The following is a 13,281-nucleotide window of genomic DNA, read 5'->3' as shown; positions in this document are numbered from 1 at the left end:
ATAAATTCGAGGTCGCTCTCTTGCCATTGGGTGATAAATTCACGCATTGGGTAGGTATTACGTAATTCTAAGCGGTAGTCAATGCCAGTAAAGCCGTGTTTACGCAATATCTGCTCCACCACCGCAATCACACTTTGATGTTGATAAATGGCGCTATAGCGATGTAGGCCCAGTAACGCTAGGCGTGGAGATAAGATCACTTTATATTGCGCTTGCTGTTTATTGACCGATAGCTGGCTAAATTCGGTTATTACCCCATGCAAAGTACGGGGTAAGGTGGGCAGCGTTAAAGTGCTAAGTTGCATAGATAAGAGATGATGGGGTTTTGGTTGAAAGGTAAGGTGGGCTTTTTGAGTGAGAATGGCATCCGCGGCTATCTGTTTGTCACTGGAGGTGAAAATAATTTCATAGCGCCATGGTTTGTTTAGTGTTTCCTGTCCTGTTACGGTATGAATAGATATTGGCGAGGTAATTCTATCTATTTCTAATGTATATTGATTGCTACTACTTAATTGACTTCTTAACATCTCCAAAGCCATATCAGTTGATTCGATCATTTCTCTTTCCTTTTATTTATACAGCGAACGTAACAAAAAATGATTGATTCTGTTTTATTTTATTTTTTTATTGTTAATTGGACATTAAAGGCTTTAATTCGATTTTATAGGTTACGCTAAATGAGTTAATCAAGTTGGGTTATTTACATAATATAAGCATTTGATAATTAAAACAACCATACCAAAATAAAATATAACCCACTGTATTTATTAAAAATCATATAACTGGTTAATTTTTATTTGATAAAATTGATTAGGGGTTGGTAAAAAAATGTTAAATTTTTTGACTAATGAATTTTGCGGTTGGAGATAGGATAGGCAGGTAATAAAGTTAATTATCTAATTTTATCCTTTTCTTTTTGGCTAGCTGATAGTGTTTCTGTTCACCTTAGCGGTTGTATTGGCTGCATGTAAGCGTTGGTATATTTATCGGTCACTTCTTATTTTATCGTGCTTTATTATTTATAATATGTTAATTCGCTACCGCTAATAACAATAGCATGTTTTGTTTTTTATGATTTAAATCATTTTAGGGTTAACCGATTTATTCGCGATAAAATTATGCACGGTATTAGACCTCATTTTTACTAGGCGGTAAGCGGGCTTATTGATGTCTATTGTCTATATTTTTGCAGTAAATTTCTTAGTCATATAATTTTAATTTTTTAAATAAAGTTGCTTGATAAAATCAATAAGTGGGCTTTGGAGTATTCCGTTATATAGGCACTAACGGAATACCTATTACTATTAATTAAGATAAGGATTTATCAGACCAACCACGGTAAGCAAGCGGTATTTGAGCAGTAATTATCGCAATTATTGCGACAAAGCTTATATATATTCCTGCTCCCAAATAACTATAATTAGCCAAAAAATGTGCTGGGTTAAGTAGATATAAGGTTAAAGTGGGGGTGATAGCACTAAATAAGGCATAAGATAAGTTATAAGCACCAGATAGTCCTGAATAACGGATAGATGGCGGGAAAGATCGGGTACCAATAATTGGCGTGGTGACAGCTGAGCCACTAAATAATCCCATCAATGCATAATTAAAATAAAGCTGAGTTAAATCAATACCGATATAGAGGGAGGAATAAAAATATAAACTGGTTATAATTAATCCGCCCCAACAGATGACCATTGTTAGGCGTGTTTTTAGTTTATCTTCCAGCCAGCCAAAAAGGATACAACCAATGGTTAGTGATAATGCGCCAATACAACTTGCTATGCGCCAATCCAGTTCTGGGACGTGATACATTCCACCCATAATTCGTCCCGGGGTAATTAAAATACCCACCATAATCACGGTAGATAGTGACCAAGTTAATAAAGCAATAATTAGGCATGCTAATTTATGATATTTAAACACGGTGACGATAGGAAAATTCTTTTCTAATGCTTTGCGTGCGGCTAACTCTTTAAAAATGGGTGTTTCAGATAAAAAACGACGTAAATACACTGAAATCACACCAAATATTCCACCTAAAATAAATGGGATACGCCAAGCATAGGCGATAGTTTCACTTTGGGTGAACTTGATCCCAATAATAATTGACACCAACGAACCAAGGAAAATGCCACCAGTAATACCAGAGGTTAAAATACCAAGACCAAAACCATATCGTTGTTTAGGTGTGTGTTCGGCAATAAATACCCATGCTCCGGGCATTTCTCCGCCAATGGCTGCCCCTTGTAGCATACGCATTAGTAATAGCAACATAGGTGAAAGGATTCCTATGGCTTCATACGTTGGTAAAATACCAATAATAAAGGTCGGTAAAGCCATCAGGGCGACACTTAGGGTAAACATCTTTTTACGCCCAACACGATCGCCAAAGTGCGCCATAATAATCCCGCCAATCGGACGGACTAGATAACCGGCGGCAAAAATACCCCATGCAAACAGATCTTTTGTAAAGGGGTCTAAATAATCAGGCATAAACAGCGGTTTGACAATGGTATCAATATAGAAAGCATAAATAACAAAGTCATAGAATTCTAATGTACCCCCTAAAGATGAAAGTACTAAGGTTTTATAATCTTTACGGGTTAAGGCTCGGGCGGGTTGTTGAGCGCTCGCCGTTGTATTTGTTGTACTCATAAATCTACCTATTTTTATACGAATGCATCAATTTAACAGAGAATAAGGGGTCTGATCGCGTAAACCCTCAACACTATATTGTCATCGCCTATAATATTATTTAGCTTGTCAATTAGCGTCGTGATCACGCCATCTTCAAGTATATAATTTTACGTAGTATTGCTGAAAAATTATATGATTAACGCTTGAGTATGACACAAATTTTAAAAAAATAGATTGAGATTAAGATTTTTCACTATTAGACAGATAACATAAATAATTCTTATTAAATTAGTATCTTTAACGGATAAAAAATAGGTTAGCGTCTATTTTATTTGCTATCGGTAATAATAGCTTGTGCGCAAGCATAGGCACTACTCCATGCCCATTGAAAGTTATAACCACCAAGCCAACCAGTGACATCAACAACCTCACCAATAAAATAAAGGTTAGGGTAACCTTTGGCGGCCATAGTTTTTGACGACAAGCTATCGGTACTAATACCACCTAAGGTCACCTCAGCGGTGCGATAACCTTCAGTGCCATTAGGAATGATTTGCCACCGTGTGAATGCGGTTACTATTTGTTCTAATTGTTTGTTGGTTAACTGCTTTAAGGGTTTATCAGGTAGTGATGTCAGGTCAATAAACGTCTCTACTAGTCGCTTAGACAATAAACAAGAAAGGGTATTTTTCAGGGTTTGATTAGGATGCGCTTGTCGTTGTTGAGCAAAAAAAGCCATCAAATCTATATCAGGTAATAAATTGATAGTAAGTGTTTCGCCTACTTGCCAATAATTTGATATCTGTAATATCACTGGACCAGAAATACCACGGTGGGTAAATAATAAATTTTCTTTAAAACTCATCCCTGATTGAGTATTAACTTGCGCTAGCACCGCCGTACCTGCAAGCGGGCTAAGTAAATCTAATAAAGGTTTATGTAACGTTAGTGGTACCAAACCTGCACGTAACGGCTCAACAGGAATTGATAATTTTTCGGCGATTTTATAGGCAACAGATGTCATGCCCAACGCAGGCATAGATAATCCTCCTGTTGCAATGATTACTTTATGACTGAATCGATTTCCCTTGTTTGTTATAAGACAAAAACCATGTTCGTTAATTTCAAGGGATTCTAGTTCAGTTTGCCACTCAAATGTGACGTTTCCTATTTGGCATTCGGTCATTAAAAGATCAATAATAGCTTGTGCACTATGATCACAAAATAATTGTGTATGATCGCGTTCATGCCACGCAATTTGATATTGATTAATTAAAGTTAAAAAATCCCATTGAGTAAAACGGCTTAACGCTGATTTACAAAAATGAGGATTGGCCGAAATATAATTTTCAGCGGATACCGTCAGATTAGTAAAATTACACTTTCCCCCACCAGACATCGCAATTTTACGGCCGGGACGTTTTCCTTTATCAAGGACCGTGACCGCAAATCCCTGTTTTGCCAATAAGCCAGCACAAAAAAGGCCAGCGGCACCGGCGCCAATAATGGTAATCGTATTCATAATCATCTGGTTGAGCTAAAATAGGCGCCTAACATACCATAAATCTTTAAGAATATGAATGTTTGTTAATTTATTTGTTATTTATATCGGTTTTACCTCTTGCACTTGAACATTAATAGCAAATAGCTTTCTCTGGTCTAGCACTGGCTTGTCTGCTTAAGTTAGGCTAAACTAATGATTTTATTGTTGAGATAAGATAGCGCATGTTAGAGAAAAATGTTACTTCTATTGAGTATGATGATCAAGGTAATCCCATACGACGAATTAGAAGTTTTGTACGCCGACAAGGAAGATTAACTAAAGGCCAGGAACAGGCGATTACTGAATTATGGCCAGTACTTGGTATTGAATATCAAGCAGCATTATCTTTAGATTTTGCCCAAATTTTTGGACGTCAGTCTAAAGTGACGTTAGAGATTGGATTTGGTATGGGCGCATCTTTAGTTGAAATGGCAAAACAGCACCCAGAGCGAGATTATTTAGGCATTGAAGTGCACCAACCTGGAGTAGGTGCCTGTTTGATGGCGGCAAAAGAGGCGGAATTAACTAATCTTCGGATTATGTGCCATGATGCTGTGGAGGTTTTACAAAATAATATCCTTGATGGATCATTAGATATGGTACAGTTATTTTTTCCTGATCCGTGGCATAAAGCACGTCATCATAAACGCCGGATTGTACAAACGCCTTTTGTGGAGTTGGTGCGTCAAAAATTAGCCGTAGGCGGGATATTCCATATGGCGACAGATTGGGAAAATTATGCTGAACATATGGTAGAAGTAATGAATGCATTACCTCATTATCAAAATTTATCAGCGACAATGGATTATGTGGAACGACCACTATCACGCCCAATGACTAAATTTGAATGTCGTGGGCAACGGTTAGGGCATGGTGTATGGGATTTGATGTATAAGCGTATCGCTTAATCACATCGTCGATATACCGATGATGACTTGCATATTTTATATGCAATAACTATATGTAATATTTTTATCGAATAAAAAACTAAGTTTATTAAAACAAAAATAAAGATAAATTATCTATTTTTATATAGTAAGTGAATATAAATCGTGAAGGTGATCTATTTAACACTCTACTATCAGTGATTAATGTTAGCAATAACACGCATTATCAATTCTTTATGATGCGTGTTATTGTTAATCTGAAGTTAGATCATAGTTGGGCTTTGTTCCAAAGCGTCTGACCATTTTGTAATTAATTGAGCTAAAATACTTACCCCTTGTTCGATTTTCTCTTCTGGTACGGTCACAAAAGCTAAACGCATGCAATTGGTGTGGATCGTATTAGCAAAAAACGTTTCGCCTGGTACAAAAGCAACTTTATGTTGGATTGCCTCGCTTAATAATTCAGTAGCATTAATATTTTTTGGTAATTCAATCCAAATAAACATCCCACCTTCGGGTTTATTCCAAGTGACTGTAGTGGGCATATATCTCTGTAATGCATTGAGCATGGTTTGGCAACGATGACGATATAAATCTCGAATCTTAGGAATATGCGTCTCAAGAAAACCATCTTTAATGACATGATAAGCAATACGCTGCGTTAAACTTGGCGTATGTAAATCAGCCGCTTGTTTTAATTGCACTAGTTTATTGATCAATTCTTCATTTGCCACGATATAACCAAGGCGTAATCCGGGGGCTAAAATTTTTGAAAACGATCCCAAATAAATCGTATTTTCTGGTGCTAGGGTATATAAACTTGGTAAGCGATGACCTTGATAGTCTAATTCACCATAAGGATCATCTTCGACCAAAGTCAGATTATTCGCTATTGCTTTCTTGGCTAGTTGTTGACGACGAGCTAAAGGTAATCGACGTCCTGTAGGATTCTGAAAATTAGGGATCACGTACATAAAATTAGCCTTAGCCGCAATATTATCATCGAGTACATCGGGGATAATGCCCTGTTCATCACTTTCTAATGAAATATACTCTGGCTCGTACTGAGTAAAGGATTGCAATCCACCTAAATAGGTTGGGGTTTCAACCAAAACTTTACTTCCTTTATCAATCAAGGCTTTACCAATAAGATCTAAAGCTTGTTGTGAACCCGTCACAATCAAAATTTGATTGGGGTTTATGTTGGTATGATCACGTCGTGATAAATATTGCGCTAACCAAATGCGTAATGGTGCATATCCTTCAGTTGGACCATATTGTAAAGCCCCGGTCATCTCATCAGCAGCAATAATATGATTAAAAGCATTTTTTATTTCCGTGACGGGAAAGGTATTTGGCGAAGGTAAACCCCCAGCAAATGAAATAACATCGGGCTGCTCAGTGATTTTCAAAATCTCACGAATAGCGGAGCTTTTCAGTGCCATAGCTCGGTTAGAGAATTTCCACAACATAAATATACACCTTAATTTCTGTTTTATAGTAAGTTTTATCAGCGCATTACTGTTCCTTGACCAATAATGATTTTATTTAAAAATAACTTAAATAGATATGATATAGTTTTGTCTTAATAACGTTATTATATAAACCTTCACTATAATACGGTATAGTTGATTTGTCATTAAAACAAATTAAATAAAGGTTAAGGGATAGTTTATAGCATTCTTCACCTAACTATTTTTCCTTTTATATCAACTGAGAATACATTTTGGTTGTAGAAAGAGACAAAATGATTTAAGCTATCTTAAACCTATTTAGCACAAAATCGCCGCCGGCTTTTTATCTGTTAACAACGATTACCGTTGAATAATCCGATTAAAAATAATAAATTATGTTATTCATTAAGCAATATTTTAATCAATAGCTGAATAAGTAAGATTTATTGTGATAAAAAAGATAGTTAATATGAATATTATATTGTGTTGATGATTTTATTAAAAAATAAACCTAAATTAACGCTTATTTAAATCAATATGAATGGTACTTGCTTCGCTTCGGTAATCGATAAGCAATTTTATTAGATAAATAACCATTCATTAACGTAATTGGCTATCTTTGCTACCGCGCCGATTATATAATGAAAGTACTTTCTGGGTTTCCAGATCATATTTAGTTTGGCAATCGATACAGTAACGGACGCCCTTTAATGCATTTCGGCGGGCCAAAGGTATTATCTCGCCACACTCCTCACAATGAATCGCACTTTCTGTTGTCTGATTGATACGACGCCTAACTTGTTTTATTGCATCACTAATTGTGTTTTCAATTTGTTGATTCACCGCATCATCCGACGCCCAACCACTCGCCATATTAAGCCTCCAGTTGATTTGCAAGGTTATTTTTATATATGAGGGTTAGGTTGTTTTTTTCAATAGATGATTGATTTTAATTAATATTTATTACTTTTATTTAATAGTAAGTTTAATGTCTTTGTAATAAAAAATAATGTATACCTAAAACTAGATTGTAAAAATTTTTTTATTGTGTAAAATTCAGATAAATTTTTTTACACTGTTCTAATAATCAGTAAAGTATCATAGTAATTTGGCAAAATTTTTTGCTTTTTTACTGAGTTTATATGATTAACTAAATACAAACTACGAGTTATGTTTTTTAGATAAGTATTTATTATCTAAATTTTTAAATTGATTGTAATTGTTCATATTAGATTAGTTGAAAGCAAAATTATTGAAAAAAGTAATAAAACAATCAATTTTGGATGTAAATAGGATTTTTGATTTATTTAGATTATGGTTATACCTAAGGAAAATTATTTCATGAACAAGGCTACGAAGTATCTTACAGAGATGAAAGTTAGGCGTCATATTTCTATGCGTTTACTTCAAAAAGTATTAAATAGAAATAATCTAAAATCAGCAAAAAGTTTTGAAGATTTAATAGAATATTATTCTAATAATATCAATGATAATGTAAGACAAAAAAAAATTGAAACTGCTGGTGAAATTTTAGAGAAAACTTATAAACAGAATCTTTTATATGGAAATAGAGTTTGTTTCTTTTATAAAATTACGGATGAAAAACAATATTCTAAGGTTGAGGTAGTATTAGATTTAATTATTGAAAATAATCAAAAAGACAATGAGATAGAAAAATTTATTCGATACTATCCATTTACTATTCCTGAAGATGATTTGAATAAGATAAGTATTAATAAATATTTCTTCATAAAAAAAATAGTTGATGAAAATAAAACTAGAATATTGATAAGCTCAGCTAGAAGTTATAAAAATAAGATAGAATTAGATAAAACCTTATTAGGAGATGATTATCAACAATATGATGAAATTTTTGCATATCAAACAGAATTAGTGCAACCATTTGATAGTATTATTTTACATAAAAATGAAGGTATATTAGAAATTCAGATAGATATGTCTCATCCTGTTACTAAAGATGAGTTTAAAACATTTACCAAAGATTACACTAATTTAATAAAAAAAGTTCATTTAACTACCTATAAAGAAGAGTTACATTTAAGTCCTTCTAATATTTTCAAAAAAATTCAAGATATTTATGATGAAAATGAAGGATTAGTACGAAAAGTAGAGCATAAGACTGGCACTGGTTCTGTAAAAACTGAGAAAATGAGTAATAGGGAAGAAAATTTAAAAGAAGAGGATTTTCATAAAAATGGGTTAAGTGCTATTGAAAATCAAACAAGTATTTATTCTATTACTAAAAGGTATAATTCGCCTATATTGAATGATAATATTATAGAATTAAGCATCCAAGGTGGTATAAAATTATTATCACAATTTGATCCTAATATTAATTGGGCTGAATTAAATAATTGTATATATCAGGAAGATTATACTTACTTACGAAAAAAACTTATATGATAAAAAAAACTGAGCTTTTAACATTACTAAGTTCTGATTCTGAATTGAAAAAAGATATTTATTCTGTGTGTGAAAGAATTATAGAATATGTTTGCTCAGTCTCTAATAAAAATGCCCTTAGGTATATTCCATATTATTCTCTATGTGAAAGAACTGGGGCTTCTGCAGAAGAAGTTTTACTAGCTATCAGTTATTTATCTGGAATTAATTATCCTATTCTTAATGTTAAGTTTGAACTTATTGAGTTTGAAGATTCGGAACCGATTCAAATATCTAATGAGGATATTATTGAAGCTAGATTAACAAATACGTTAATACATCCCATTAAAGGAATCCCTGTAGATAATTACAAAAATAAAGTATTTATGTATTTTTGCATTTCAGACTTAGGTAAGGAGATTATTTATGAATAATAGCAATATGTCCTTAGCTGCTTTAGAAGAAGTATCTGATTGCTTGGGGGAGGATATTCACTCTTTGCTATTAAAATTTATCTATAATACATATGATAAATTTATATCTGCTTTATATCAAGATCTTGAGAATATAGTCTGTCGATTGGAACAAAATAAAAAGATTAGATTCACGGACAAAGAAGATCGGATGACAGAGGAAATTCTTTCTTATTTGAATGGTCGTGGATTTGAGGCAAATCATGATACTACTTATGGCGGTGGACATTGTGACTTAGTTGTTCGGTTAAATAAATTCACTTGGCTTGGTGAGGCTAAAAAACATGCAGATTACGATTATTTAATGAAAGGGTTTAATCAATTAACTACGAGATATGCGACAGGAACAGATTTTTGCAGTCAAGGAGGATTGATTATATATTGCCGTACTAAAGATGCATCATCTGTTATGAAAAAATGGAAAAAAACATTACAAGGCAGCAAACAAATTAGTTGCCTTACTACTGATTTATGTACCTATAGACCTAATCTAAGTTTTTATTCAACTCATAAACATGAGTCCACTGGCATTAACTATACTGTAAAGCATATTTTTGTTTCCTTACACTATGATCCCAAAGATTAAATAATCTAATTTAACTTCTAGCTAGTTAGAACTATGTCTCATTTAATCAATTAATTGTAAGTCATAATGCAATGGCAATAATGTATCTTATTTATATAATTTAATGATAGGTAGGAATTTACAAAATGTTTAATCTTTTATAAAATTTTGAATTGTGTTTATAAAAAATGGCGGAAGCGCAGAGATTCGAACTCTGGGAGGGTTTCCCCTCGCCGGTTTTCAAGACCGGTGCCTTCAACCGCTCGGCCACACTTCCGCAATGCCGCAGAATATTAAAGTAATACCGACGCTTTGTAAATAGTTATTTTTAAAAAATTTGTTGTTCGATTGAAAAATAGACAAAAGTGTTCGATTTAAATCGGTTTATCATGTTGTTTAGTGTTGGTCCGCTATTAAATTAGGTATAATAAGTACTAATTTTGATAACATTATGAATATTATGATTGAACTTAATGGTAAGTGTATTGCGACTGATGAGCAGGGCTATTTGAAAAATTGGCAAGATTGGTCAACTGAGTTAGTTCCGATTCTTGCTGAACAAGAGTCATTAATACTTACCGATGCTCATTGGGAAGTCATCCGGTTTGTGCGTGAATTTTATTTGGAATATCAAACTTCGCCAGCAATAAGAATGTTAGTTAAAGCAATGGAGAAAAAATTTGGTCCAGAAAAAGGCAATAGTCGTTATTTGCAACGCTTATTTCCAAGTGGTCCAGCTAAACAGGCAACTAAGCTGGCGGGTTTGCCAAAGCCTGTAAAATGCCTGTAAAGGAATTGGAAGATGAAATGGAAATTGACAACAATTTTGTTTTTAACCTTGGTCTATTTGCAATATTCACTTTGGTTTGGCAAAAATAATGTCAACGATTATAGGCAGATGTCTCGGTTAATTGAAGAAATGCAAGTGCAAAATGCTAAATTAAAGCAACGCAATGATCATATGTATGCAGAAATCACTGATCTTTATGATGGATTGGAGGCAATTGAAGAACGAGCTAGGACTAGTTTAGGTATGATTAAACCTAATGAGCATTTCTATCGGGTAATTATTGAATCGGGGCAGGAGTAGGCATGTTATTAAATCCTAATATTGTTGCTGTTATTCCCGCTGCGGGTACAGGTACACGTATGCAAAGCCTATTGCCTAAACAGTATCTTAAAATTGAACAGCTCACCATTATTGAATATACCATACATAAATTGATTTCATGTAATGACATTAGTCGAGTGATTGTGGTAATCAGTCCCGATGATGATATTTTTGATACCTTACCGATAGCTCAACATCCAAAAATAACGTGTGTTTATGGTGGAAATACTCGAGCTGAATCGGTTTTAGCGGGTTTAGCCTTGGTGCAGGATGATGAGTGGGCCTTAGTTCATGATGCCGCTCGCCCATGCGTTAGCCATAACGATATTGAGCGATTAATTCGTACCGTTGTCCTACAAAATCAAGGTGGGATTTTAGCTGTTCCCATAGTTGATACGATTAAGTTAGTATCAGAACAACATGATAATACTATTGATAAAACGCTTGATCGTTCACGGTTATGGGCAGCAATGACACCACAATTATTTTTATCAAAAACATTAAAAGCAGCATTAACTAAAGCGTTAGAAGATGGCGCGACCATTACTGATGAGGCTTCAGCAATCGAGTATTGTGGTCAGCATCCTATTTTAGTTCTAGGGCGACGAGATAATATCAAAATTACTTATCCAGAAGATTTGGCATTAGCTAGATTTTATTTAAATGAACAACTCATATCAGGTTAATAAAAATTAAGGAAATAATATGCGTATCGGACATGGATTTGACGTACATAAATTGGGAGGAGAAGGTCCCTTAACCTTAGGTGGCGTGAAAATCCCCTATCAATTAGGATTAGTTGCCCACTCTGATGGCGACGTGGTTCTTCATGCGATCACCGATGCATTACTTGGCGCATTGGCATTAGGTGATATTGGTAAACACTTCCCTGATACCGATAGTAGTTATTGTGGTATAGATAGTCGTCAATTGTTACGTCATGCTTACCAACTGGTTAATGCAAAAGGGTATCAATTAGGAAATCTAGATGTGACTATTATCGCGCAGGAACCTAAAATGCAACCGCATATTCCACAAATGCGAATCAACATTGCCGATGATTTACAAGCTCATTTTGAACAAGTGAGTATCAAAGCCACAACAACAGAAAAATTAGGCTTTACAGGGCGTAAGGAAGGTATTGCTTGTGAAGCCGTTATTTTATTAGTCAAACAGATGGATACTAATTAATGGATAATTTAGCTTATTTAAATGGTAAACCAACCGTCTCTGCCATTTATAAGAAACAATTTACGGATTTTATCGTAAGAGAAGATCTGGGTTTTGAACCAGATGGCGAGGGTGAGCATGTATTAGTTTATCTTCGTAAATGTGATTGTAACACGCAATTTGTTGCCGAACAGTTGGCTAAATTTGTTGGTATTCCAGCTAAATTAGTAAGTTATGCAGGTTTAAAAGATCGACAGGCGGTGACTGAACAGTGGTTTGGTCTACATATGCCAGGTAAATTGACCCCAGATTTTTCACTGTTTCAGTTGGCTGGTTGTGAGATTCTTAAGGTTACCCGTCAATTAAAAAAATTACGTATTGGTGTTTTAAAAGGGAATTTCTTCTCAATTATTTTACGTGAAGTAAGCGATAAAACCGCTTTACAACGACGTATTGATGATTTATCAATAAAGGGAGCGCCTAACTATTTTGGTGAACAACGTTTTGGTCGAGATAATCACAACCTAAAACAGGCTATATTATGGGCAAACGGTGACATCAAAGTCAAAGATCGTCAAAAACGTGGCTTTTATCTTTCTGCCGCCCGTAGTGCAATATTTAACGATATAGTCAGTACCCGAATTTTACAGGATAAACTATCACAGGTGATGCTTGGTGATGCTTTACAATTAACAGGACGCGGAAGTTGGTTTGTTGCCACACAGCCAGATTTACCTGATTTACAACATCGATTGCAACAAGATGAGTTGCGTATTACTGCCCCTATGATCGGTGATGGTGAATTGGGGACACATGATGATGCTAGACTATTTGAACAGACCTGTTTGGAGAAATGGCAAACGGTAACTGAATTATTAAAAACCGAACGCGTTGCAACTACGCGACGATCCGCATTGTTAAAACCAGTTGATTTGAGTTATACATGGCTAGATGATAATACCCTTAAACTGGATTTTTGGTTACCCGCAGGATGTTATGCGACGAGTATTTTACGTGAACTTGTTATTGATTAAT

Annotated in this window: 14 protein-coding genes and 1 tRNA gene; 9 read left to right on the top strand and 6 right to left on the bottom strand. The window is 34.5% G+C overall.

Translation table 11 applies throughout. The annotated features are described in order from the left end of the window. The 3 genes from O970_RS04330 to O970_RS04320 form a co-directional block, all read right to left on the bottom strand. The coding region (locus O970_RS04330) for a contractile injection system protein, VgrG/Pvc8 family (protein ID WP_024495929.1) at nt 1–557 on the bottom strand (557 nt) is incomplete at its 3' end. Nucleotides 558–1,308: 751 nt separating this feature from the next. Further along, nucleotides 1,309–2,658: an MFS transporter gene (locus O970_RS04325; RefSeq protein WP_024495928.1), complete on the bottom strand. Its 1,350-nt coding sequence runs from the start codon at nt 2,656–2,658 to the stop codon at nt 1,309–1,311. A gap of 310 nt (nt 2,659–2,968) precedes the next feature. Further along, complete coding sequence (locus tag O970_RS04320) at nt 2,969–4,162, bottom strand: BaiN/RdsA family NAD(P)/FAD-dependent oxidoreductase (protein WP_024495927.1); 1,194 nt, start codon at nt 4,160–4,162, stop codon at nt 2,969–2,971. A gap of 203 nt (nt 4,163–4,365) precedes the next feature. Here O970_RS04320 and trmB point away from each other — a divergent pair, with 203 nt between their 5' ends. Next, the gene (gene trmB, locus O970_RS04315) at nt 4,366–5,091 is read left to right on the top strand and encodes a tRNA (guanosine(46)-N7)-methyltransferase TrmB (protein ID WP_024495926.1); all 726 of its coding nucleotides are present in this window, start codon (nt 4,366–4,368) and stop codon (nt 5,089–5,091) included. A gap of 242 nt (nt 5,092–5,333) precedes the next feature. Here trmB and O970_RS04310 read toward each other — a convergent pair whose 3' ends face one another. Both O970_RS04310 and O970_RS04305 read right to left on the bottom strand, forming a co-directional pair. Beyond that, nucleotides 5,334–6,542, bottom strand: a complete 1,209-nt coding sequence (locus O970_RS04310; protein WP_024495925.1) for an aminotransferase-like domain-containing protein — start codon at nt 6,540–6,542, stop codon at nt 5,334–5,336. Nucleotides 6,543–7,124: 582 nt separating this feature from the next. Continuing rightward, complete coding sequence (locus O970_RS04305) at nt 7,125–7,397, bottom strand: DksA/TraR family C4-type zinc finger protein (protein ID WP_024495924.1); 273 nt, start codon at nt 7,395–7,397, stop codon at nt 7,125–7,127. 468 nt (nt 7,398–7,865) lie between these two features. On the opposite strand from O970_RS04305, the gene O970_RS04300 reads away from it, so the two are divergent. From O970_RS04300 to O970_RS04290, 3 genes are read left to right on the top strand one after another with little or no spacing between them, the layout of a single operon-like run. Beyond that, complete coding sequence (locus O970_RS04300; protein WP_130575721.1) at nt 7,866–8,948, top strand: hypothetical protein; 1,083 nt, start codon at nt 7,866–7,868, stop codon at nt 8,946–8,948. Continuing rightward, nucleotides 8,945–9,361 (top strand): hypothetical protein, encoded by a 417-nt coding sequence (locus O970_RS04295; RefSeq protein WP_024495922.1) that lies wholly within the window; start codon nt 8,945–8,947, stop codon nt 9,359–9,361. Before O970_RS04300 ends, O970_RS04295 begins: the two co-directional genes overlap by 4 nt. After that, complete coding sequence (locus O970_RS04290) at nt 9,354–9,986, top strand: hypothetical protein (protein ID WP_024495921.1); 633 nt, start codon at nt 9,354–9,356, stop codon at nt 9,984–9,986. The genes O970_RS04295 and O970_RS04290 overlap by 8 nt, the downstream gene beginning before the upstream one ends. 168 nt (nt 9,987–10,154) lie before the next feature. Here O970_RS04290 and O970_RS04285 read toward each other — a convergent pair. Further along, nucleotides 10,155–10,242: transfer RNA gene (locus O970_RS04285), tRNA-Ser, on the bottom strand. Between the two features lie 183 nt (nt 10,243–10,425). Here O970_RS04285 and O970_RS04280 point away from each other — a divergent pair. The 5 genes from O970_RS04280 to truD are packed head-to-tail and all read left to right on the top strand — an operon-like array spanning nt 10,426 to nt 13,280. After that, on the top strand, nt 10,426–10,755 hold the full coding sequence (locus O970_RS04280; protein ID WP_024495920.1) for a TusE/DsrC/DsvC family sulfur relay protein: 330 nt from the start codon (nt 10,426–10,428) through the stop codon (nt 10,753–10,755). Between the two features lie 12 nt (nt 10,756–10,767). Continuing rightward, entirely contained in the window at nt 10,768–11,055 is a 288-nt protein-coding gene (ftsB, locus tag O970_RS04275; protein WP_024495919.1) for a cell division protein FtsB, read from the top strand. A gap of 2 nt (nt 11,056–11,057) precedes the next feature. Then, the gene (gene ispD / locus O970_RS04270; RefSeq protein ID WP_024495918.1) at nt 11,058–11,762 is read left to right on the top strand and encodes a 2-C-methyl-D-erythritol 4-phosphate cytidylyltransferase; all 705 of its coding nucleotides are present in this window, start codon (nt 11,058–11,060) and stop codon (nt 11,760–11,762) included. A gap of 19 nt (nt 11,763–11,781) precedes the next feature. After that, entirely contained in the window at nt 11,782–12,267 is a 486-nt protein-coding gene (gene ispF / locus O970_RS04265; protein ID WP_024495917.1) for a 2-C-methyl-D-erythritol 2,4-cyclodiphosphate synthase, read from the top strand. Further along, on the top strand, nt 12,267–13,280 hold the full coding sequence (gene truD, locus O970_RS04260) for a tRNA pseudouridine(13) synthase TruD (protein WP_024495916.1): 1,014 nt from the start codon (nt 12,267–12,269) through the stop codon (nt 13,278–13,280). The genes ispF and truD overlap by 1 nt, the downstream gene beginning before the upstream one ends. The last annotated feature ends 1 nt before the right edge of the window (nt 13,281 follow it).

This window comes from Candidatus Schmidhempelia bombi str. Bimp (assembly GCF_000471645.3).
Taxonomy (GTDB): Bacteria; Pseudomonadota; Gammaproteobacteria; order Enterobacterales; family Orbaceae; genus Utexia; species Utexia bombi.
This window is presented reverse-complemented; position numbering and strand designations above follow the sequence as displayed.